Source organism: Paraburkholderia terricola, from assembly GCF_900142195.1.
Classification (GTDB): Bacteria; Pseudomonadota; Gammaproteobacteria; order Burkholderiales; family Burkholderiaceae; genus Paraburkholderia; species Paraburkholderia terricola.
This window is the reverse complement of record NZ_FRAB01000069.1, coordinates 1-22,222: the sequence shown is the minus strand read 5'-3', so window position 1 is coordinate 22,222 and position 22,222 is coordinate 1. Positions and strand designations below refer to the sequence as shown.

The 22,222-nt window shown below is 61.4% G+C and carries 18 protein-coding genes and 1 pseudogene; 12 read left to right on the top strand and 7 right to left on the bottom strand.

The genetic code is table 11. From position 1 onward, the window contains the following. Positions 1 to 92 precede the first annotated feature (92 nt). From BUE39_RS31950 to BUE39_RS31925, 6 genes are all read left to right on the top strand, one after another. Positions 93 to 1,295 carry a muconate cycloisomerase family protein gene (locus BUE39_RS31950; protein ID WP_011178394.1) on the top strand — a complete coding sequence of 401 codons (1,203 nt, stop codon included), beginning with the start codon at positions 93 to 95 and terminating at the stop codon, positions 1,293 to 1,295. A gap of 44 nt (positions 1,296 to 1,339) precedes the next feature. Next, positions 1,340 to 2,101 (top strand): chlorocatechol 1,2-dioxygenase, encoded by a 762-nt coding sequence (locus BUE39_RS31945; RefSeq protein ID WP_011178393.1) that lies wholly within the window; start codon positions 1,340 to 1,342, stop codon positions 2,099 to 2,101. Between the two features lie 21 nt (positions 2,102 to 2,122). Beyond that, complete coding sequence (locus BUE39_RS31940) at positions 2,123 to 2,830, top strand: dienelactone hydrolase family protein (RefSeq protein WP_011178392.1); 708 nt, start codon at positions 2,123 to 2,125, stop codon at positions 2,828 to 2,830. Position 2,831: 1 nt separating this feature from the next. After that, positions 2,832 to 3,911 carry a maleylacetate reductase gene (locus BUE39_RS31935; protein WP_011178391.1) on the top strand — a complete coding sequence of 360 codons (1,080 nt, stop codon included), beginning with the start codon at positions 2,832 to 2,834 and terminating at the stop codon, positions 3,909 to 3,911. 67 nt (positions 3,912 to 3,978) lie between these two features. Next, complete coding sequence (locus BUE39_RS31930) at positions 3,979 to 5,739, top strand: FAD-dependent oxidoreductase (protein ID WP_011178390.1); 1,761 nt, start codon at positions 3,979 to 3,981, stop codon at positions 5,737 to 5,739. A gap of 96 nt (positions 5,740 to 5,835) precedes the next feature. Beyond that, positions 5,836 to 7,218 (top strand): MFS transporter, encoded by a 1,383-nt coding sequence (locus BUE39_RS31925; protein ID WP_011178389.1) that lies wholly within the window; start codon positions 5,836 to 5,838, stop codon positions 7,216 to 7,218. Between the two features lie 8 nt (positions 7,219 to 7,226). Here the strand turns inward: BUE39_RS31925 and BUE39_RS31920 are convergent. Both BUE39_RS31920 and BUE39_RS31915 read right to left on the bottom strand, forming a co-directional pair. Further along, positions 7,227 to 8,044 (bottom strand): IS5-like element ISJp4 family transposase gene (locus BUE39_RS31920; protein ID WP_086004422.1). Its coding sequence is split into 2 segments (ribosomal slippage): positions 7,227 to 7,696 and positions 7,696 to 8,044, totalling 819 coding nucleotides; the frame shifts between segments, so codons are not numbered across the junction. Positions 8,045 to 8,076: 32 nt separating this feature from the next. Further along, a complete protein-coding gene (locus BUE39_RS31915) occupies positions 8,077 to 8,748 on the bottom strand; it encodes a LysR family transcriptional regulator (protein WP_176035822.1) in 672 nt (223 codons plus the stop codon). 210 nt (positions 8,749 to 8,958) lie between these two features. Here BUE39_RS31915 and BUE39_RS31910 point away from each other — a divergent pair, with 210 nt between their 5' ends. The 5 genes from BUE39_RS31910 (at position 8,959) to tfdB (ending at position 14,816) form a co-directional block, all read left to right on the top strand. Next, positions 8,959 to 9,726, top strand: coding sequence for a chlorocatechol 1,2-dioxygenase (locus BUE39_RS31910; RefSeq protein ID WP_011178386.1), 768 nt, complete (start codon positions 8,959 to 8,961; stop codon positions 9,724 to 9,726). Further along, positions 9,723 to 10,835 (top strand): chloromuconate cycloisomerase, encoded by a 1,113-nt coding sequence (gene tfdD, locus BUE39_RS31905; protein WP_011178385.1) that lies wholly within the window; start codon positions 9,723 to 9,725, stop codon positions 10,833 to 10,835. Before BUE39_RS31910 ends, tfdD begins: the two co-directional genes overlap by 4 nt. Positions 10,836 to 10,876: 41 nt before the next feature. Beyond that, on the top strand, positions 10,877 to 11,614 hold the full coding sequence (locus tag BUE39_RS31900; protein ID WP_223995859.1) for a dienelactone hydrolase family protein: 738 nt from the start codon (positions 10,877 to 10,879) through the stop codon (positions 11,612 to 11,614). After that, positions 11,611 to 12,675: a maleylacetate reductase gene (locus tag BUE39_RS31895; protein ID WP_011178383.1), complete on the top strand. Its 1,065-nt coding sequence runs from the start codon at positions 11,611 to 11,613 to the stop codon at positions 12,673 to 12,675. Before BUE39_RS31900 ends, BUE39_RS31895 begins: the two co-directional genes overlap by 4 nt. A gap of 344 nt (positions 12,676 to 13,019) precedes the next feature. Further along, entirely contained in the window at positions 13,020 to 14,816 is a 1,797-nt protein-coding gene (gene tfdB, locus BUE39_RS31890; protein ID WP_011178382.1) for a 2,4-dichlorophenol 6-monooxygenase, read from the top strand. A 353-nt stretch (positions 14,817 to 15,169) separates the two neighbouring features. On the opposite strand, the pseudogene BUE39_RS35795 reads toward tfdB, so the two are convergent. The 5 genes and pseudogenes from BUE39_RS35795 to BUE39_RS31875 form a co-directional block, all read right to left on the bottom strand. Beyond that, a pseudogene (locus tag BUE39_RS35795) lies at positions 15,170 to 15,369 on the bottom strand (IS30 family transposase); the annotation flags it as partial. A gap of 541 nt (positions 15,370 to 15,910) precedes the next feature. Next, positions 15,911 to 16,483: a hypothetical protein gene (locus BUE39_RS31885; protein WP_007180433.1), complete on the bottom strand. Its 573-nt coding sequence runs from the start codon at positions 16,481 to 16,483 to the stop codon at positions 15,911 to 15,913. 76 nt (positions 16,484 to 16,559) lie between these two features. Then, positions 16,560 to 16,823: a hypothetical protein gene (locus BUE39_RS35035; protein WP_007180432.1), complete on the bottom strand. Its 264-nt coding sequence runs from the start codon at positions 16,821 to 16,823 to the stop codon at positions 16,560 to 16,562. After that, positions 16,820 to 17,182, bottom strand: a complete 363-nt coding sequence (locus tag BUE39_RS35030) for a hypothetical protein (protein WP_156903410.1) — start codon at positions 17,180 to 17,182, stop codon at positions 16,820 to 16,822. The genes BUE39_RS35035 and BUE39_RS35030 overlap by 4 nt, the downstream gene beginning before the upstream one ends. Beyond that, entirely contained in the window at positions 17,179 to 20,205 is a 3,027-nt protein-coding gene (locus BUE39_RS31875) for a Tn3 family transposase (RefSeq protein WP_007181927.1), read from the bottom strand. Before BUE39_RS31875 ends, BUE39_RS35030 begins: the two co-directional genes overlap by 4 nt. Before the next feature lie 143 nt (positions 20,206 to 20,348). On the opposite strand from BUE39_RS31875, the gene BUE39_RS31870 reads away from it, so the two are divergent. Next, complete coding sequence (locus tag BUE39_RS31870; protein ID WP_007180429.1) at positions 20,349 to 22,040, top strand: site-specific integrase; 1,692 nt, start codon at positions 20,349 to 20,351, stop codon at positions 22,038 to 22,040. The last annotated feature ends 182 nt before the right edge of the window (positions 22,041 to 22,222 follow it).

The window sequence follows — 22,222 nt, the reverse complement described above, 5'->3', positions numbered from 1 at the left end:
GCTCCGGCTGCCGGAGAGCCATACCGATCCCGTATCGCTCGCGCTGATGGAAGGTATTAGACCATATGGCCCGGCATTTCTAGACTACCGCCATGCTCACAGAAAAAGCCATTGCCGACAGCCCCAACGGCGGCGACGCCGATCGCAAGGCGGCGCAGATCGAAGCGATCGAAACGGTGATCGTCGATCTGCCGCTGCGCCGCATCCAGCAGTTCGCCCGCCTGGGCGCCAAGCATCAGAGCAGCGTGCTCATCCGTCTCCATACGAAGGGCGGCATCGTCGGGATCGGTGAGTCCATCACGCCCTGCGGTCCCTGGTGGAGCGGCGACAGCGTCGAAGCCATTCAAGCCACGATCAACCACTACCTGGCGCCTCTCGTCGTCGGCGAACCGGCGCTCGATGCGTCGCGCATCATGGCGAAGCTCCATGGCCGCGTGGCCGGCAATGCCTTCGCCAAGGCCGGCATCGAGATGGCACTGCTGGACGCGGTCGGCAAGATCGTCGATGCCCCGATCCACGTCTTGCTGGGAGGACGCTTTCGCGACCGGCTCAGCGTCGCATGGCCGCTCGCCACGGGCGACGTGAACCAGGAGGTCGACGAGGCGTTCCGCATGCTGGAGGCAGGCAAGGCCGGGGCCTTCAAACTGAAGATGGGCGCGCTGCCGCTGGCGCAAGACCTGCGGCGTGCATTGGCGATCGCGAAGGAACTCGAGGGCAAGGCGAGCCTGCGCGTCGATCCCAACGAAGCGTGGGACGAGCCGACCACGATGCGGGCACTGGCGCCCCTGGAGGCGGCCGGCGTGGAAATCATCGAGCAGCCCGTCGCCCGCTGGAATCTCGATGCGATGGCCCGCATCCACCGGCAAGCGCGAAGCATGCTGCTGATCGACGAGGGTGTGCAATCCCTGCACGACGCGAGCGAGGTCGTGAAGCGGGCCGCGGCCGGTCTGGTATCGCTGAAGATCATGAAGACCGGCGGGATGCGCCCTGCACGCGCGATGGCCGACATCGCCAATGCCGGAGGCATGCACGTGTACATGGGCACCTTTCTGGAGACCTCGATAGGCACGGCCGCCAACATGCAACTGGCTGCATCGATCGAGTCGCTGCCCTACGGGGGCGAAGTCATCGGGCCCTTGCTGATCGAGGAGGACCTGTGCGAAGTCCCCGCGGTCTACAAGGAACATGCCCTGTGGCTCCCCGAAGGCCCGGGCCTCGGAATCCGACTCGACGAGAACCAGGTGCGGCGCTTCGCGCGTGCTTCGTCCCAGCGCATCGATCGTCACAGCGCCTGACGCGCCACATCCACCCGATTCATCTTTTTTGAAGAGAAAGCACCATGACAAATCCCCGCGTCCATGAGATCGCCACCGCCATGCTCGATGCCGTGCGCAAGGTCCTGGTCCAGCAAGAAGTGACCGAAGCAGAGTATCGAGCGGGGGTGATGTACATGATGCAGGTCGCCGAGGCCAAGGAAATGGGCCTGCTCTGCGATGTCTTCCTCAACAGCACGATCGTCGAGATCAAGGCCGCCGCCACGCGCGGATCGGCGCCCGCCATCCAGGGGCCGTACTTCAAGGAGGAAGCGCCCTTCGTCGACGGCAAGCTCAAGACCTACGACAGCGACGACCACAAGCCGCTGCTTCTGCATGGAAGCGTGAAGGACGAAGCCGGGCGCGTCGTGACCGATGCGGTCATCGACATCTGGCACTCGACGCCGGACGGCCGCTACAGCGGATTCGGCGGCTACCACGGCGACATGCCGGTCGACTACTACCGGGGCAAGGTCCGCACGGACGCGCAAGGCCGGTGGCGCGTGCAGACCACGTTGCCGGCGCCCTATCAGATCCCGAACAAGGGGCCGACCGGCGCCCTGCTCACCATGATGGGAAGCCACACCTGGCGCCCTGCGCACGTTCACTTCAAGGTCCGCAAGGACGGCTTCGAGGCACTGACGACGCAGTACTACTTCGAAGGCGGCGAGTGGGTCGACAGCGACTGCTGCAACGGCGTCAAGCCCGAACTCGTGATGCCGGCAGCCATGGAGCAAGGCATGCAGGCGATGGCACTGGACTTCGTCATCGAGAAGTCCCGCGCCTGAGACGGCGAAGGCCAGCCACCCATGTGCCACGACACCGCCCCCGCGTTGTTCCCGCGGACCGCATCCACGGGGAGCATCGACGGTGCAATCTGCGCCTTGTGCTACGCCGGCGCGACAAGGGGACCGCGCCTTCTCGTGCTGCCGGACATCTATGGCTGCAATGCCTTCTACCGTGGCTATGCCGCGTACCTGGCAGAGCAAGGCGCCGGCGAGGTGCTCCTGGTCGATCCCTTTGCGGCGTTCGGCGAATTGGCCACAGTGACGCGGGAAGCGGCCTTCCAGCGACGTCACCGACTGGCGGATCGTGCCTACGTCGAGGAATTGATCGACTTCATTGACGGCCAGCGCATCGAGGGCGTGGTCGGCTTCTGTCTCGGTGGCCTCTTCGTGTTCGAACTGGCGCGACAGCAGGTCGTGTCGCGGCTCGTCGCTTATTACCCGTTTCCGCAGGGGCTCGAGAACCGCGACCCGCTGGACGTTCCGTTCGACTATCTGCCGGCGCTTCGTTCGCGGCATACGGTCATCGTGGGAGACGACGATGCGCTGCTGGGTACACAGAACCTGCAGCGGTTGCAAGCACAAGCCCGCGCCAACGATGCGATCGACCTGCACATCATGAACGGTGCCGGCCACGGCTTCCTGGCAGATCTCGAATCGCCGGACACGGCGCGCGCGGCCGTGGCGAAGCGCGGACTGCGCATCGGTACGACGACCTTGTTGGGGGGCTGAAGTGACCGGCGATCTGAATGAATTCGTTGCGCACTTCTGGCCGGTCAGGGTCGTCTTCGGCGCTGGATCGACCGAACGGATCCCCGCGGAGGTCAAGCGCCTGGGTGCACGACGCGCACTGGTGCTCTGCACGCCGGACCAGCGCGATCTGGCGCAGCGGGTGCTCGGCGATCTCGGCGACCTGGGCGCGGGCTTCCATGACGGCGCCGTCATGCACGTGCCCGAGGCGTCGGTCACGCGCGCCGCGCAAGCGGCCCGGGACGCCGACGCGGACCTGCTCGTGGCGGTCGGCGGCGGCTCGACCATCGGACTGGCCAAGGCGCTCGCGCTTCATCACGGAATGCGCTTCGTCGCCTTGCCGACGACCTATGCGGGTTCGGAGATGACGCCCATCTGGGGCTTGACCGCCGATGGCGCGAAGCGCACGGGCCGGGATCCTCGCGTGCTGCCCAGCACCGTCCTCTACGACCCGCATCACCTGACCTCCTTGCCGCCGGAGGTCACCGGCCCGAGCGGCATGAACGCGATCGCGCACGCCGTGGAGTCGATGTACGCCCCGGACCGCAACCCGATCACCATGCTGCTGGCCGAAGAAAGCATTCGCGCGATGGCGCAGGGACTGCCCGTCGCCGTCGACTCGCCCGGCGATCTCGATGCGCGCACGCGCACGCTCTATGCCGCCTGGCTCGCGGGAACGGTACTGGGCATGGTCTCGATGGGCCTGCACCACAAGCTCTGCCATGTGCTCGGGGGGCGATTCAACCTGCCGCATGCGCCGATGCACGCCGTGTTGTTGCCTCACGTGGCGGCCTTCAACGAGGTGGCTGCGCCCGCGGAACTCGGACGCGTCGCGGCCGCACTCGGCGCGCCGGGGCCCGGCGGCGCCGGCGCGGCCTTGCATGCATTGCTGCGATTCACTTGCACGGAAAGATCGCTGGCGGCCATCGGCATGCCGGCGCAAGGCATCTACGACGCCGCGGAACACGCGCTCGCCGATGCCTATGCGAATCCACGCCAGGCGAGCCGCGAAGACATCGCTCGCCTGCTGCGAGCCGCTTTCACCGGAGAAATGCCGGCGTGAACCGGACATCCCATGGACCTCTCGCGTCGACGATGCGAGCGACCCGACCTATCGATAAGGAGACTTCATGAACGAAAAAGCCAACACCGTCGAAACCGACGTTCTCGTCGTCGGCACCGGTCCCGCCGGGGCGGCGTCGACCCTGCTTCTCGCGACCTACGGGGTGAAGACGCTGTGCGTCAGCAAATACGCGACCACGTCGCGCACCCCGCGCTCGCACATCACCAACCAGCGAACGATGGAGGTGATGCGCGACCTCGGCATCGAGGCGGAGTGCGAGGCCATGGCCTCGCCGGCCGAGCTGATGGGCGAGAACGTCTATTGCACGAGCCTCGTCGGCGACGAACTGGGCCGCGTGCTGACCTGGGGCACGCATCCGCAGCGCCGGGCCGACTACGACCTCGCTTCGCCCACGCACATGTGCGACCTGCCGCAGAACCTGCTCGAACCGATCCTCGTCAACAACGCGGCGCGGCGCGGTGCCGACGTGCGCTTTCACACCGAGTTCATCTCGTTGAACCAGGACGATGCGGGCGTCACGGCGACCGTGCACGACCACCTGCTGGATCGCCAGTACGACATCCGGGCCAAATACCTCATCGGCGCGGATGGCGCGAATTCCCGGATCGTGGACCAGGTCGGCCTGCCGGTGGAAGGGAAGATGGGCGTCTCCGGCTCCATCAACGTCGTGTTCGAGGCGGACCTCACGAAGTACGTGGGCCATCGGCCGAGCGTGCTGTATTGGGTCATCCAGCCCGGCTCCAATGTCGGCGGCCTCGGCATCGGCGTCATTCGCATGGTGCGGCCGTGGAACAAGTGGCTTTGCATCTGGGGCTACGACATCGCCGATGGCACCCCGGCCGTCGACGAAGCGCATGCGCGCCAGATCGTCCATTCGCTGTTGGGCGACGCGACGATCCCGGTCAAGATCGAATCGACCTCGACCTGGACGGTGAACGACATGTACGCCACGCGGCTGTTCGACAAGCGGGTGTTCTGCATGGGCGACGCGGTCCATCGGCACCCGCCGACCAACGGCCTGGGCTCGAACACGTCGATCCAGGACGCCTTCAACCTCTGCTGGAAACTCTCGCACGTGCTTCGAGGAAAGGCCGGCCCGGAACTGCTCGCCACCTACGACGAGGAGCGTGCGCCGGTCGCCAGGCAGGTGGTGCAACGCGCGAACAAGAGCCTCGGGGACTTCCCGCCGATCCTCGCCGCGCTGGGCCTGTTCGACACGAAGGACCCCGAACAGATGCAGCGCAACATCTCCCGCCTGAAGGAACAGAGCGTGGAGGCGCAGGAACAGCGCGCCGCATTGCGCGCTGCCATCGACAACACGCAGTACGTCTACAACGCCCACGGCGTCGAGATGAACCAGCGCTATCGGTCGGCGGCGATCGTTCCGGACGAGACACCGGACCCGGGATTCCGCCGCGACGCGGAGCTCTACCACGACCACAGCAGCCGACCCGGCGCGCCCCTGCCGCACGTCTGGCTCACGCGCCACGGCCGCCGCGTATCGACGCTCGATCTTTGCGGCAAGGGCCGGTTCACCCTGCTCTCGGGCATCACCGGATCGCCCTGGCTCGAGGCCGCGAGCCATGCCGCGGAGTCGCTCGGCATCGGCCTGGACGTGCACATCATCGGCCCCGGCCAGGAACTCGAGGACCTGTACGGCGATTTCGCCCGTGTTCGCGAGATCGAGGAGAGCGGCGCATTGCTCGTGCGCCCCGACAACATCATCTGCTGGCGAGCGATGCAGTGGGAAAAGAGCGCGAGCGACCCGCTTCGCGCGGCGCTCGCACGGGCGCTCTGCGCGCACTGACTCCAGAAAAACCCGATCGGCAAGCGTGGCCAGGCGGCGGCACGCCGGCACGTGCACGCCCGCAAAACGCCGATCACCATCGCCCGAAGGAGACATATGAACACCACCATCGACATCACCGACGTCATCGAGAAGCAGTCGCCGAACCGCACGGTCGGCACGCTGCTCGTCCTGTCGTTCCTGATCATGCTGTGCGACGGCTACGATCTGCAGGCGATCGCGTTCGCGTCGCCCACGATCATTGCCAGCTGGGGCATCGAGAAAGCGTCCTTCGGCTTCATCTTCAGCGCCGGACTGCTGGGCGTGATGCTCGGCGGCTTCCTGTTCGGGTATCTGGCGGACCGGATCGGCCGTCGTCCCGCGCTTCTGCTCGGCACTTTCATCTTCAGCGCGTTCACGCTGGCTGCGGTGCTGGCGACCAACGTCACCGAGCTGGCCGCACTCCGCTTCTTTGCGGGACTGGGCATCGGCGGCATCACCCCGATATGCTTCGCGCTCAACGTCGAGTACGTGCCCAAGCGCTTCCACGCCAGCGTCGTCGGCGTCGTGATGATCGGCTACGTCATCGGGATCAGCGTCGGTGGTCTCTTCGCGGCCTGGCTCGTGCCTGTCTTCGGCTGGCAGGTCCTGTTCTACATCGGTGGATTGGCGCCGCTGGTGCTGCTGCCGATTCTGGCCATCGCGCTGCCGGAGTCCATCAAGTACCTGGTGCTTGCGGGCCGAGGCGGCGACACGATCGCGCGGATCGTCAATGCCATCGACCCTTCCGCGCAGGCGAACGCCCAGACCCGGTTCGTTCTCGAGGCCGAAGAAGCCCGAGCCAAGGTGGGCGGGTGGAAAGAGTCGGTGAAAGCGCTCTTTCGCGGCCGCCTGTCCAGGATCACGCCGGTCCTCTGGCTTGCGTTTATCGCCAACTCCGTCACGGTCTTTTTCCTGGCGAGTTGGATACCGGTCCTCACGGTCGGAACCGGCAGGCCCGCCACCCTGGCCGCGATCGGCCTGACGCTCTTCTCGGCGGGCGGCGCATTCGGCGGCCTGTTCGCCAGCCGGCTCATCGACAGGTTCGGGGTCGGTGCGATGGGCGCGGTTCCGCTGGTCGCGGCGGTCTTCGTCGTCGCGGTCGGATCGATGGCGTTCTCCGACACGGGTTTTCTGTCGATGCTCTTCATCGTCGGCTTCTTCGTACTCGGCGGCCATGTCGGCCTGATGGGGTCCATGGGCCTGTTCTACGCCAATGCCAATCGGGCCAACGGCGTGGGCTGGGCGATATCCATCGGCAAGCTCGGATCGATCATCGGCCCGGCCATCGCCGGCATCCTGATCGCGGCCAACGCCTCGATCGGCACGCTCTTCATGGCTGCCGCCGCGCCGCTGCTGATTGCCGGTGCCGGTGTCGTTCTGCTCGGCCGGCTTCAGAAGGCTTCGGACCTCGCGCACGCGACCACCGCAGGGCATGTTGCCGATCCCCTTGTCAGTTAGAGACTGTTTCAAAAAGACGGCTCAGCGCGCCTGAAGATGTTCCAGCAGACGAGAGAGCAGCCGAGTTTTAGGAACGCTTCGTGAATGTCGGCTCGACGTTCGAAGCGAATGCGAAGACGACGAAAGTTGTGAAGCCACGCGTGAGTACGTTCGACAACCCAGCGGAATTTGCCCAAGCCACTGCCGTGTTCTGTCCGGCGCTTGGCGAGCACCGGTTTGATGCCGCGCTCGCGAAGCCGCTGACGATGCGGCTCGGAGTCGTAGCCACGGTCTGCGTAGATGACTTTGGGCTTTTGAAGCGGGCGACCGCGCACGCCGCGAATTGGCGGGATCGCGTCGACGAGCGGCAGCAGTTGGGTGACGTCGTTGCGGTTCGCCCCGGTCAGGATTGCGCTGATGGGGACGCCATTTGCGTCGACGAGGATGTGATGCTTGGAACCTGGTCGCGAGCGATCCGTGGGGTTCGGACCAGTTTTTCGCCCGCCCCAACGGCTCGCACAGACGATGAATCGACGGCTGCTCGGGAGAAGTCGAGTTCGCCGGCCTCGCGTAACTTCGCCAGCAGTAGCTCGTGCAATCGCTTCCAAACGCCGGCCTTCTGCCAATCGCGCAAGCGCCTCCAGCAGGTCGGCCCCGACCCGAATCCCAACTTGGTCGACAGGTCGCACCAGCGTATGCCAGTCTTGAACACGAACAGGATGCCGTTCAGTGCAGCCCGGTTCGAAACCGGGAGCCGCCCTGGATATTTCTTGCGTCGCGGTTTCGGCGGCGGCAGCAAAGGTTCGATCAGTGCCCACAGTTCATCATCAATGATCGGCGCGCTCATCCCCTCGGTTCCAGTTGTTCAGATGGCCAAGGTTAACAGCTTGCCGAAAAGGTTAACAGCCCCCCGGGGCTCTTTTTGAAACGGTCTCTAAATATGGAAACTACCTTGTCGGCGAAACTTGGTCGGTCGCCGCGTGGATAAAGAATGAGGGGCACATCGAGTAGGTCTACAACTGCACGGGCACGGGAAACGCGTGTGTCCCACGGATCGGCAGCGGCGACGTGAAGCGTCTCCGTCCCAATGTTCCAACTCGACACGCCTTCGGTCACCGGATAGAAGCGCCCGAATCCGATGTCCACCACCCCTGAAAGAAGAGACTCGAGCTGAGCTTCCTTGGTCATGTGAGACACGGCGACGGTGGCGTCGGGATACGTTGCGAGGAACGTTCTGACGAACGCCGGAACCGTCTCAAAGACAGGAGTCCCAAAGTAGACGAGCTTCAGCTCACCCGATTCGCCTCTAGCGGCAGCTTGCGATCGCCGCGAAGACCGCTGCACAAGCGCGAGCAACTGACGCGCGTCATCAAGAAACACCTTTCCGGCGGCGGTGAGTTCGACGCCCCGTGCCGTCCGCTCGAAAAGCTTTGCCCCAATATCGCGTTCCAAGGCCTGGATCTGACGAGTAAGCGGTGGCTGCGATATGTGCATCCTCTGTGCCGCTGTTCCGAAACCTCCCGCCTCCGCGACCGCGACGAAGTATTTCAACTGTCTTATTTCCATGTTCCGTCCCGTTGCGCTGCCTGTTACAAGGCGATTGTGAGCAAGCACCTGCGGTCTCGCAACTAGGGAAAGACATACCGAAACCGTATGGTCTAGGCGGAGAAAAGGTATTGGACGGTATGGGATTGCCGTCTCTATTATGACTGTGCGGGGCAATTGTCGCCCACGTGTTCATGTTTTCATGACGGAGGCAAAGTGAACAAAAGAGTCAAGGATGTTGTCGATGCGATCGTCGCGGCGGTACAGCGGGTGCTCGACCAGAAGGAGGTTACTGAGGCGGAATACCGAACTGCGGTTCATTACCTCATGCAAGTAGCCGAACAGCGTGAAACCGCTCTTCTTTGCGATGTTTTTTTCAATAGCACCGTGGCTGCGACGAAGGCTCGTATTAGCGAAGGTTCAACGCCTGCTATCGAGGGACCCTACTATCGCGACGACGCCCCTCTGGTCGATGACCGGCTCAAGACTTACGACACGGACGACCACAAGCCTTTGCTTATCCAGGGAACGGTCAAAGCGGTCGACGGGAGCGTTGTCGAGGACGTGACGATTGATGTCTGGCATTCGACGCCCGATGGGAAGTACAGCGGTTTCCATGACGACATCCCGACTGATTTTTATCGAGGGAAGCTCAGGGTGGGCACCGATGGCAGCTTCCGCGTGCGCACAACGATGCCGGTGCCGTATCAGATCCCGGATCAGGGTCCCACGGGCGCATTGCTCGAAACCATGGGTGGTCACTCGTGGCGTCCCGCTCATGTACATTTCAAGGTGAAGGCGCCGGGATATGAAACGTTGACCACGCAGTACTACTTCGAAGGTGGAGATTGGATCACGGACGACTGTTGCAACGGCGTCCAGTCTAGTCTGATTACTCCCGATATTGTGGAAGAGGGTGTCCGCCTGATGAACATCAACTTCGTTATCGAGCCCGCGCGTGCGCAGGCGGGGGCAAACCCGTGAAGATTGACGCGATTGAAGCAGTGATCGTGGATGTGCCGACCAAGCGGCCGATCCAGATGTCGATCACTACCGTGCACCAGCAGAGCTACGTTATCGTCCGGGTGTATTCGGAGGGGCTCGTTGGTGTCGGCGAGGGTGGAAGCGTTGGTGGTCCCGTCTGGAGCGCAGAGTGTGCGGAGACGATCAAGATCATCGTGGAACGGTATCTCGCGCCCCACCTCCTCGGAACTGATGCGTTCAACGTTTCAGGTGCACTGCAAACCATGGCGCGTGCCGTCACCGGAAACGCCTCTGCAAAGGCTGCGGTCGAGATGGCGTTACTGGATCTCAAAGCTCGAGCGTTAGGCGTATCGATCGCCGAGTTACTTGGCGGGCCGTTGCGCAGTGCGATTCCGATTGCCTGGACATTGGCGAGCGGAGATACGAAACGCGATCTCGATTCTGCCGTCGAGATGATTGAAAGACGACGACACAATCGCTTCAAAGTCAAGCTTGGCTTCCGGTCGCCCCAAGACGATCTCATCCATATGGAGGCTTTGTCAAATAGTCTCGGATCGAAGGCCTACCTTCGCGTTGACGTGAATCAGGCTTGGGACGAGCAAGTGGCGTCCGTCTACATTCCTGAACTGGAGGCGCTTGGCGTGGAACTCATCGAACAGCCGGTCGGCCGCGAAAATACGCAAGCGTTGAGGCGGCTCTCCGACAACAACCGCGTGGCCATCATGGCCGATGAGAGCCTGAGTACGTTGGCCTCGGCATTCGATCTCGCGCGCGACCGAAGTGTGGATGTCTTTTCGCTGAAGCTTTGCAACATGGGAGGGGTCTCGGCGACGCAAAAGATAGCAGCGGTCGCGGAAGCAAGCGGGATTGCATCGTATGGCGGAACAATGCTTGACTCGACGATCGGCACATCGGTTGCACTTCAGCTCTATTCTACGGTTCCATCGCTTCCGTTCGGTTGCGAACTGATCGGTCCCTTCGTGTTGGCAGACACGCTGAGCCACGAGCCACTCGAGATCCGGGATTACGAACTGCAGGTTCCCACTGGCGTAGGTCACGGCATGACGCTTGACGAGGACAAGGTGCGCCAATACGCACGCGTCAGCTAGGCAAAACGCGCAGCGCAGGCCGCGGCTGTGGATCGCCTCGAATGCAACTGCGCATGTGTAACTGGAGACTAAATATGTTATCAGACGGCGTTGAGATCACGTCGCGCTCGGGTGGTCGCTTTGGTGCCTACCTCGGAAAGCCGACGACGGACTCCGCACCCATCGTCGTGATCGCGCAGGAGATTTTCGGGATCACGCCTTTCATAAGAGAAACCGTGGAATGGCTCGTTGGTGCGGGCTTTGGTTGCGTGTGTCCGGATCTGTACTGGAGACAGGCGCCGAATATCGAGCTTGATGCAAACGTACCATCGGAACGGGAACAGGCGCTTGCGTTGTTTCGCGACTTTGACATGGAGGCAGGAGTCAATGACCTTTCATGCGCCATTGAATACGCTCGTGCGCTCCCTTTCTCGAACGGTCGTGTCGCTGTAGTCGGGTACTGCCTGGGAGGTGCGCTGGCGTTTGATGTGGCGGCGCGATCATTGGCCGATTGCTCAATCGGCTATTACGGCGTGGGACTTGAAAAAAAGGTCTCACTGGTGCCAGCTATTACACGACCGGCGATGTTCCACATGGGTACCAAAGATCACTATGTCACAGAAGAGGCCCGTAGCATTCTCGAAGAGCATTTCGGTCGAAACAAAAATCTGAGTCTGCACTGGTATCCAGTGGGGCATTCATTTGCACGGTCATCCAGCCCAAATTTCGATCAGGCGGCGACAACTGTGGCCAATGCTCGGACGCTCGAACTGCTTGCAATGTTGAAGGACCCTTCATGAAGAAGTTCACGCTTGACTACCTGAGCCCGAGGGTCGTCTTCGGGGCGGGCACTGCTTCTGCATTGCCAGATGAAATAGGACGCCTTGGCGCACGCCGGCCCTTGGTATTAAGCAGCCCGGAACAACGCGAGTTAGCGAAGGATATCGTCCGTCCGATAGGTGACAGGGTAGCTGGATATTTCGATGGCGCGACGATGCATGTTCCCGTCGACGTCATCCAGAAAGCCGAGCGGGCTTTTAACGATACTGACGCCGACTCAATCATCGCGATCGGGGGAGGATCGACCACCGGACTCGCAAAAATCCTTTCGATGAACCTTGACGTCCCAAGTCTGGTTATACCAACGACCTATGCCGGTAGTGAAATGACTACCATTTGGGGTGTCACGGAAGGCGGAATGAAGAGGACCGGCCGCGACCCCAAGGTGCTACCGAAGACCGTGATTTATGATCCATTGCTCACGGTCGATTTGCCGCTTGCTATCTCGGTGACGAGCGCCTTGAATGCGATCGCTCACGCCGCAGAAGGTCTGTACTCGGCCGACCTCAATCCCGTTCTCGAGACCATGTGTAAGCAGGGCATATGCGCCTTGTTCGATGCAATCCCGCGCCTGGTGGCAAAGCCGACTGACGCCGAAGCGCGTACGGATGCCCTTTTTGGGGCATGGATGTGTGGCACTGCACTGTGCCACTTGGGCATGGGGCTACATCACAAACTCTGCCACACGCTTGGGGGAACCCTTAATCTTCCCCACGCGGAGACACATGCAATCGTACTACCACACGCACTGGCATACAATCTGCCGTACGCCGCGCCAGCTGAGCGACTGCTTCAGGAAGTCGCCGGCAGTAGTGACGTCCCGAGCGCGCTATATGATCTCGCCAGAAATGCTGGAGCACCACTCAGTCTCGCCGAAATCGGTATGCGGCCTGAAGATATTCCGAGGGTACGCGACCTCGCGCTAAGGGACCAATATCCGAATCCGCGTCCGCTGGAATCGGACGCATTGGAAACATTGTTAGTCAATGCGTTTCGTGGGCGAAGACCGGATTTCAAATAATGTGACCTGCACTCCGCGTTTAGTACGGTAGCGGTGAAGAGCCCGTTCCAAAGTCGACATCGGGTCTTCAAGCTAAAGCGAAGCACATGAATTTGCATCCACTGTTCCTTGTGGAGCATCGCCAGCCTTCGCGCGAAAAAGGCCGACTGTACTGGAGGTGGCTCGGATTTTCTTTGCGCGAAGTGGCTCATTTTTACTTTGCGCGCAACAAAGGCTCTTCAGCCTTACTATTCATCGCGCGTTAAAGACGGTGAAGTTTAAAAAATCGACTTGGCCGAACGCGAGATGAACAATCCCTGTTTCTTCTCACAAAGAGAGAGACATAACAATTGACGGAGGAAGACATGGCATTGACGATCGAAACCGACGTGCTGGTCGTTGGCACCGGGCCGGCGGGCGCTTCGGCGGGGGCACTGCTTGCGCGATACGGTGTCAGGACGATGCTCATTAACAAGTACAACTGGACGGCTCCGACGCCGCGTGCCCACATCACCAACCAACGCACAATGGAGATCCTGCGTGATCTCGGTCTCGAAGCTGAAGCCCGCCTCTACGCCGCGCCGAATGACCTAATGGGCGAGAACACCATCTGCGCCTCGTTGGCCGGCGAGGAGTTCGGTCGGATTCGCACCTGGGGGACGGATGTTCGCCGGCGCGCCGATTACGACGAATGTTCGCCGACCTCCATGTGCGACCTGCCACAGAACTATCTCGAGCCGATTCTCGTCAAGTCGGCCGCACTCGACGGCTGCAAGGTGCGCTTCGACACAGAGTATCTTGGACACGAACAGGATGCTGACGGCGTGTCGTCGCGCTTGCGCGATCGTCTGAATGGCGAAGAGTTTACCGTCCGGTCGAAATATCTGATCGGCGCCGACGGCGCCAACAGCCGCGTCGTGTCAGACCTGGACCTGCCGCTCGAAGGTACCATGGGCAAGTCCGGTTCCATCAACTTGCTGTTCGAGGCTGATCTCGACCGCTACGTCGCGCATCGTCCATCGGTCCTTTACTGGGTCATCCAGCCCGGCTCCGATATCGGCGGTCTCGGCATCGGCGTGGTGCGCATGGTCCGGCCGTGGAACAAATGGCTGGCGATCTGGGGGTACGACGTCGAGCAGGGCCCGCCGGAGATCTCGGAATCCTTCGCCCGCCGCATCGTCCACAATCTGATCGGCGATGACAGCGTGCCGCTGAAAATTGAGGGCATCTCGACCTGGACGGTCAACGACATGTACGCGACCCGGTTGCAGCAAGGACGGGTCTTCTGCGCCGGCGACGCGGTCCACCGGCATCCGCCGACCAACGGACTCGGCTCAAACACCTCCATCCAGGACAGCTTCAATCTCGCCTGGAAGATCGCCATGGTGCTGAACGGCACGGCCGACGAGAGCCTGCTGGACACCTACACGATCGAGCGGGCGCCGATCGCGAAGCAGGTGGTCTGCAGGGCGAACAAGTCGCTTGAGGATTTCCCGCCGATCGCGATGGCTCTGGGGTTGCCGCAGGCCAAGAGCGCCGACGAGATGAAGAGCAACATGGCTCGCCGCAAGGAACCTGGGCCCGAGGCGCAAGCGCAGCGCACGCGGTTACGCGAGGCCATCGCCGGGACCAATTACGTTTACAACGCCCACGGCGTCGAAATGAATCAGCGTTACGACAGTCCCGCGATCGTGGCAGACAATTCGCCGGACGAAGTCTTCCGCGACGTCGAGCTCTATCACCAGGCGTCGACGCGGCCTGGAGCGCCCATGCCGCATGTCTGGGTCTATGCGAGTGGTGATGGACACCGTATCTCAACAAAGGATCTCTGCGGGAAGGGCAACTTCACTCTCTTTACCGGGATTGGCGGCGCAGCCTGGCAGGATGCCGCGGCGGCCGTGAGCCGGCAACTCGGGGTGGCAGTGACGGTGCGCATCATTGGGCCTGGCCAGGCCTACGAGGATCATTACGGCGACTTCGCGAGAATTTCCGAGATCATCGACACCGGCGCCATCCTGGTGCGGCCGGATTTCCACGTCGCCTATCGGGCGACGTCCTTGCCGGCCGATGCGGCAGGCGACCTCGTGTCCGCCATGAGGCGGATCCTCGGACGCCAGTCAGAGAGGTCGAGCGCGCTGCGCGTTACGTCTCGAGCTATATAAGGAGTGGCGTCGCGATCTATTCGAGGTGAGACGGAAGCGCTCACCTCGGGTTGCGGGAGGGGAAGCGTGATCTTGCGCAGCGTGAGATGGCGTGTGGCGACGCGGGAAGGTTGTCGCGCGATTAAGGCAAGGCGGTGCGCAACGACGTGACGTGTTTTCTGGACCGGACGTAACTGCAGATCATCTAATTTGGGAAGTTCGTACCGGTGTCGACCGCCTTGCTGATGATGCTATTAAGCACGTGAGCAGACGACGGGCCGGTGCAGCCAACGTTGAAAAAAGAGCGCTTGATTGCAATGTCGACGACACGATCTACATTACTGTCATTTGAATGACCGCTTGCTCGTGCGGATTCAACCGGTGGATGCAACAGTTTGCTGAAATCGTTCGGCGGGCGTTCCGTGGTTCAGGGTTTTCCTCGGTCGCCCATCCAGCCGCCTCGCCACGGTATTGAGTAGCCAATTGGTACACCGAAATGTAGGTGCCGTTGGGGATGTCTCGATAGCCCGTTCGCATTTTCATTCGACCCGCGCTGCCAAGGATGCTGGGGGTTCAGTAACTGCAGGCTGAACTGCGCCAGGTGAACCAAACGCTGATCGTCAAGCAAAATGAAATAACCCAGTTGAACAGAGAAAGCGCGCGGCTCGTCGCCGAAGCCGGCGTCGCGACAAGGCATCTACGCGAGCTGCAAGCGCACAGCAAGTAGTTACAGAATACGTTGAACCAGTCGCTCGCCGACCACGCACGCACCAAGGCCGAGCACGATGCGCTGCTAACACCGCGAGGACTGAGGCGACTGAACTGACGCGGCTGCGCGAAGCACGTGAATCGCTGACCGCCGATCTGACGAAGCTCACAGCGCAGTTCGACGAGCAGCAGTTGCTCGGGGACTATCGGATGCGTCTGGGCCTCACGGACGCGGCGGGATGAAAGCGCCAGATTCCGCATCAAAAGGATGGGGATCTACGCCGGAACCCCAGAAAATTCCGTCGTTCCACATTGTGAACATTAATCGGCTTATTCCAGCCGAAGAATGTTGGAGCGACGTCCGGTGAGTGACATGACGGTCTCGGTCACACGGACCATCAGGACCGTTACGCGGGGCCCAGTTCGATTACATTGTGGGACAGGTCGAGACAATCTTCGCAGTCCCGGCAAACCCAGTGCAGCATCGGCCCGACCGGATCTGGATGGTCGCTGAACGTTGTCAGCGCCGCGTCGTACTGAGCATCGGACGTGCTCGAGCGCAGTATCCGCTCGAGATTAGACTCGATGCTGTCCAGGCTGCATTCACCGATGCCGGACTTGAACACCGTCACACCGCCTGACGGGTTGACCGCGAAGAAGAAAAACGCCTTCGTGTCGACCATGTGCGACAGGATTGTCCTGGCGATGAAGTTGCTCGGATTGATCAGCGCATTGAAGATGCGGTAGCCGTAAAACTCTAAGCCGAAGTGTACGACCTCGAAGTCGTCGGTGCCGCGTATCGAGTGGCCAAAGTTGAAACCGCTGCGTGTTACGTCGTTCGGAATGTCATCCACCGGCCGCAGTGCCAGGCAAGCATAGTGCGTCTGGCCCTCGGCCACGAGTCCCATCGCAAAGCAGGGCGCGCGCTCGGCCAGCAAGGCCTCGACAAAATTCCGGTTCATGCGGAGCGTTGGCAGCATCGGGCATCCTTCATCGTGAATCAAATCAACATTTGCCGACCTGGCTGTGCGGTGCGTCGACGTCGAACATCAAAGGCTATACATCGTCGAGCTCGAACAGCGCGCGATCGGCGGGCCGCGACAGATAATCGTCCATCATCGCGCGGAAATCGGCTTCATCCCACTCGCCGCGATCGACACGCCGCAGCAACGCCTCGCCGGCCAGCATGATCTTTCGCTCGCGATCCGCGCGCGTTTGCTTGACCTGCTGGCGCTGCGCCTTAGCTGCCGCTTTGCGGGCTGTTTTCAGCTCCTGCAGCTTTTCGTCTGTCGCATCGAGACGACGTTTCAGCATGTTCATTCTGGCGTCCTGTTCGAAGAAGCGGTTTGCGCGGGAAACCGGCGCGCCGGCGTGCGCCGGTTCGTTACATTCGCGCCGTACTGTCGCGCCCAGGTGCGTACCGAGGGAGCGATATCGACTAACGTCGGCGGCATGTTCGGCAACACATCCATCGTCCAGCCACCCAGCCGCTTTGGCGCAATATACGCCGGTCGCCAGCTGCCGTCGGCCAGGATATCGATCACGAACAGCGACGTGCCGACGCTCAGTCGCCAGGTGTTGACCACGGCTGGGGGTAAAGGATTACCTGGTTGTGGCATCGTATTCCACCGTAACAGGAATAAGGGATTCCAAGCCAGAACCGCCGAAAATTCGATCACTCCAATTCGAGCCCTGCAATGAGCGCGTCCAGGTCGATTTTGTTGTCGCTTTGAAAAGTGTAGTGCCCGTTCAAAAGGATATGCCGCCAGGCTGCCGGTGATATCTGCGTAAGCCGCGCCAGCGCCTTGGCGTTGCCACTGGCCTCCCATTTCGTCAGTAGATGCGACAGAATCGCCGAGTTGTAAAAAATGATGACGTTGGCGATCAGCCGGGCGCACTGGTTGCTGATCTCGATTTCGATGTCGGTGCGGCCGGTCAATTCCTTCTTGCCGCCGACCTGGGCGATGGTCGAACGAAGCTGATGGTAAGACTCGAGGCGGTTTTGGGAGCGATGCACGTTTCGCTCGAGCTGCGGGTCGCGCAGGTAACGCAACGTGTAGATGGTACGAATGAGCTTATCGAACTCAAAAATCGCGCGACGTGTCGGGTTTTCCTGCGAGTACGTACATAGTTTGCGGATCAGCGAGCCCTGCGTGATCTCTTTGAGGCCCAGCGTGGCGACGATCTGATCGATATTTGTCTTCTCACTGGTGATGAGCTGCCGATCGATTTGTCCGATCGGCTGAATCAGGCATTTCTCGTACAGCGCCGGGTCGTCGATACAATACAATTCCTGCAACTGGTCATCGAGGTTTGTGAAGCGAGGCTCGAAGCGCAACCCGAACCAATACAGGATAGCGAAGTTGGCTTTGTTGATGCTGTGCATGTCGCCGGTGATCGCAGTCGGCACTATATCCGACGTGTTGCGATACCAGATGTCGAACACGTGATGCGCCTCGTACTCGTGCGCGCCGATTAGGTAGCCGTTCAACGGGACATGATTGCACAGCAGCGTGTAGGCGACGACGCCTTTGCCTCGTCCGAAGTATTTGCGCGAGTAACGCGCCTTCACGGTCGGTCGCTCGACGCCGAATTTCTGCCCATCGACGGCGCTGTACAGCGCATCGAGATCGAACGAGTAGTACGGGAAGATCGGCAGCGCGGCGATGGCGTTGCTGATGCAGTCGTTGGCCGCATGCAGCGTCGCCTGACGCAGATACTGCTGGTAGGTGCTATCCAGAACGTGGTACGGAATGTCGCTGGTGCGCGCCATGACATGGTTGCCATGGTTCATTGCCTGAGCGATGATAACCGCCATCAGGCTATCGGCGTCCGCTACCTTCTTCGCGTAGCGCGGCTGCAATGGCGTCAGCGCCGACAGGAACTGGCACTGGCCGTTGACGAAGCGGAACACGTCGGCAACATCGCAGAATGGCAGTTGCTCGTAGAATGCCTGCTCACGCACCTTCTGGTTCTCGGTTTTCGGTTTGCGCCAAATCAGCTTCTGCGTATCCTTGTCGTATTCCAGGTGCGTAAGCTTGCCCTGTTTCAGCTCTCGGTTGAAGGCCAGCCATTGTGCATGCAACTCGGCCGCTAACGCATCGAGTTGGGCATCGATTGGCTGCTGCAGGAACGGGATCTCCATCTGCGCCAGCGCGTCGGCCTTCTCGTTCATCGAAACAAGCTCGTCGGAGAAGTGACGATGTTGCAGACTGTCGTCGAGATAGATCTCTCCCGACTGGAAGCGCTTCCGGATCTGGCGGTACAACCAGAATTCGTAGCGATCGGCGTGCAAACCGGTCGGCTGACCATCAGCGCCGAAGATCAGCAGGTACGGTCGCAGGCGCTTCGGCAGCGTGGCCGCGGGACATTCGGCGAGCGGTCGTTGTGACAGGCGCTGCTGTTTGGCGAAGGCCCCCTTGACCCAAGCCAGCGCCGCGAGCCACGGGTTGTCTGGGGAGGTGCCGACGAAGTCGAGCTCGACGTACAAGGGGCGCAGGTGACGGCGAATACGTTTGGCTAGGCCGTCCACCGCCAACCAGTGTAGTGCCAGTTGACTCAGCGGCTTGACCGTCATGCGTTGCGCCGTGTTTTGTAGCACATCTTTGGCCATGATTTTATAGGCGCGCTGACGCACCTCGCCGAACGGCGTCGGATCGGCTACGCTGTCGTCCACATAGAGCGACAACAGGCGGCCGATCTGCGGCGTTTCCCGATGGCGTTTTACTTGCTCGGCGATGAGTGACTGTTTCGCGCCCGCGCTGCTTTCTTCCTCGAGCTGCTTCATGTGGAAGGCCATCGCATCGACCAGGTTGTCGGTGAGCTGTCGGAAGCGCACCCAGGCGTAACACAGCAGGTAGAGCTGCGCCTGATCCGCCTTCAGGTTGCGCAGGTCGTGGACGGTATAGAAGTTCGCCAGGCTTGCGTAGTACAGCACGTTCTGCTGCGAGATATCCAGCCGGGGCAGCAGCGTCCTGGCGATTTCGTGCAACGGCTGCAGCGTGCCGCGCTTTTCGCGTTCGCGGACCATCTGACGCCAGCCGAAATTCTTGGCATCCTGTTTCAGCGCCGCCAGTTTCGACAGAGTATCATCGCGCACCAGAAGTTGGTCTAGCGCGGTTTGGGTCAATTCGTCCAATACGCCGGTGAGCAGGTCGCCCAGCCGCCGACGTTCGACGGACAGGGCTTCGCTGACTAGCTCTTGCAAGGTCGTGTAGCCGGGCCGGATCATCTTGTGCTCATTGAGCCACACGATGAGCTCGGCGGCGACGAATCCCGGTGTCACGTCGCGACGTACGATCTGCGCGGCCTGCTGCATGAGTTGCGGCAGGAAGGCGGCCACCCACGGTCGATAGCCGTACAGTTCAGCGATCTGTTCGCGCTGGGCGTAGTACTCGTGCCGGGTGATCGGCTTGCGTTCGAACGGCTCGCCGTGGAAATAGCGGCTCAACACGAAATCGTAATCGTCCTCAACCTCGTCCCAATCGAAGCGGAAGAAGGCGTGCTTGGACTTGAAGTAGCCAATCTGCAAGATGCAATAGACCTGCGCGGGTATGGAGGGCCGGCTACTGGCGAGCGCCAGTTCGGATTCGGTCAATGCCAGGTATTCCAGCCGCTGCGCATCGTCGAAATCAGGCAGGCCATACAGGGCTTCCTGTTCGGCGTCGGAAAAGACGCTGAGCAGCTTATTCTTGTTGATCATCGACCATCCTCTCCACGCAACGTCAGATCCTTCAATTTTGTGATATCACGACATGGGGTACGACAGAAATATTGAACTCCCGCATTCTACAGAGATAAGCTTTATTATCTCTGTGGCATTGTTTCCATATTAAACTCGATGACATGAAAACGCGCCCCACGAGCCCGTCCGCCGCCGACATCCCGACCGACTTTCCTGATGCTGATGCACTGGCAGCGCTGCGTGCCTGGTACGAGGGCGCATCCTCGCGTGAGGCGGCACACCGGTACATGCAAGATCGGCTCAGCCACAGCCAGTCAGCCCGCGGCGTCATCGGCCAGATCCGCCGGCAACTGGCACTTTATGCCCGTAACCGACAGCGGGCAGATCTGGCCACGCTGTTCGAATGCCCGGCCCAAAAGCGTATGCATCATGCGCGCGCCACCACGCAGGCTGTCGAGCTACTGCGCATCATGCCTGCGCCAGCTCCGCAGATCGGCGACGACATTGCGCACTGGCTGCCGAATCGCGCTGCCCGCACCCTGCACGCGGCCGGCATCCGGACCCTGGCCGATCTCACGGTACGGATTCCGCGTCGCCGGCAGTGGTGGACCGTCATTCCGGGTCTCGGGCCGGCCAGTGCAAGAAGGATCGAGGCCTTCTTTGCCGCGTACCCGGCGCTCACGGAGCGGGCCCGCGCACTGATCATCGCGGATCGGCAGTCAGTCGTGACGCCTTGGGAGCAACTACGGCTACCGCACGAGATCGACGGATCCGCCGGCGCCTTCCGCGCACCGGTGTCGGCCTGCATCCTCGGCGTCGACAACGATTACGACGCTATCCAGGCATGGCTCGCGTTGCACGAATCCCCGGCCACGCAGCGGGCCTACCGCAAGGAAGCCGAACGGCTGATTCTCTGGGGCATCGTTGCTCGCGGCAAGGCGCTGTCTTCGCTGACCACCCGGGATGCCACCGACTACAGGGCGTTTCTGCGCAGACCTACACCGCGAGAACGCTGGGTCGGGCCACCGCGGCCGCGCACATCAACGGACTGGCGCCCGTTTGTCGACAACCTCTCGGCCCGTTCGATTGCGCATGCGCTTGCCGTGCTCAGCGCCATGTTCCGCTGGCTGGTCGAGCAGCGCTACGTCGTGGCCAACCCATTCTCCGGCATCAAGGTACGCGGCAGCAAGCGCGCCATGGCTCTTGAAACCTCGCACGCTTTCACCGAAGGAGAATGGATGCTGACGCGCACCATCGCCAACGGGCTCGAGTGGTCGTACGGCTGGCAGGCGCCCGCTGCGCAACGGTTGCGGTTCATGCTGGATTTCGGCTACGCAACGGGACTGCGGATCAGCGAACTGGCTGACGCCACACTGCGCAGCATCGAAGTCGACGCAGCCGGTGATCACTGGCTGCACGTGGTCGGCAAGGGCGGCAAGCCAGCCCGCGTTACCCTGACACCCCTAGCGCGCACAGCGCTGGACCGATATCTGCAGGAGCGGGGGCTTCCTGTCAGCCGTGCTCACTGGAATCCGACCACGTCCCTGATTGGCAGCCTTGACGACGCCGATGCCGGCATCAAGCCCTTGCGGCTGTGGGAAGTCATGCGCCGGTTTTTTCGGCTCGTCGCGCAGATTATCAAGAACGACCATCCGGTGCTGGCTGAAAAGCTGCATCGGGCCTCTCCGCACTGGATGCGGCACACCCATGCGACCCACGCGATCGCCAGAGGGGTTGAGCTGAGCGCCGTACGAGATAACCTGCGTCACGCGTCGATTTCGACCACGTCGATTTACTTGCATACCGACGATGTAAAGCGGGCACGGCAGTTCGGGCAGGCATTTACCGACTGAGTTACTCGCTCGGCACGTCAGGCAACAAACCGATTGACGTTCACAATGTGGAATGACGGAATTTTCTGGGGTTCCGGCGTAGAACCCCTTTCAGGAACGAGTTGCGCCGGGTGCTCAATCGGGGCGAGGCTGTTAACGCCCTCAAGCGCGCCATTTATACCGGCCGGATCAGCCCGGCGCAG

Bases quoted from the DNA above. Each gene is read 5' to 3' on its own strand.
- BUE39_RS31950 (WP_011178394.1), top strand. From the start codon at position 93: ATGCTCACAGAAAAAGCCATTGCCGACAGCCCCAACGGCGGCGACGCC.
- BUE39_RS31945 (WP_011178393.1), top strand. From the start codon at position 1,340: ATGACAAATCCCCGCGTCCATGAGATCGCCACCGCCATGCTCGATGCC.
- BUE39_RS31940 (WP_011178392.1), top strand. From the start codon at position 2,123: ATGTGCCACGACACCGCCCCCGCGTTGTTCCCGCGGACCGCATCCACG.
- BUE39_RS31930 (WP_011178390.1), top strand. From the start codon at position 3,979: ATGAACGAAAAAGCCAACACCGTCGAAACCGACGTTCTCGTCGTCGGC.
- BUE39_RS31925 (WP_011178389.1), top strand. From the start codon at position 5,836: ATGAACACCACCATCGACATCACCGACGTCATCGAGAAGCAGTCGCCG.
- BUE39_RS31900 (WP_223995859.1), top strand. From the start codon at position 10,877: ATGCAACTGCGCATGTGTAACTGGAGACTAAATATGTTATCAGACGGC.
- BUE39_RS31895 (WP_011178383.1), top strand. From the start codon at position 11,611: ATGAAGAAGTTCACGCTTGACTACCTGAGCCCGAGGGTCGTCTTCGGG.
- tfdB (WP_011178382.1), top strand. From the start codon at position 13,020: ATGGCATTGACGATCGAAACCGACGTGCTGGTCGTTGGCACCGGGCCG.
- BUE39_RS31885 (WP_007180433.1), bottom strand. From the start codon at position 16,483: ATGCTGCCAACGCTCCGCATGAACCGGAATTTTGTCGAGGCCTTGCTG.
- BUE39_RS35035 (WP_007180432.1), bottom strand. From the start codon at position 16,823: ATGAACATGCTGAAACGTCGTCTCGATGCGACAGACGAAAAGCTGCAG.
- BUE39_RS31875 (WP_007181927.1), bottom strand. From the start codon at position 20,205: ATGATCAACAAGAATAAGCTGCTCAGCGTCTTTTCCGACGCCGAACAG.
- BUE39_RS31870 (WP_007180429.1), top strand. From the start codon at position 20,349: ATGAAAACGCGCCCCACGAGCCCGTCCGCCGCCGACATCCCGACCGAC.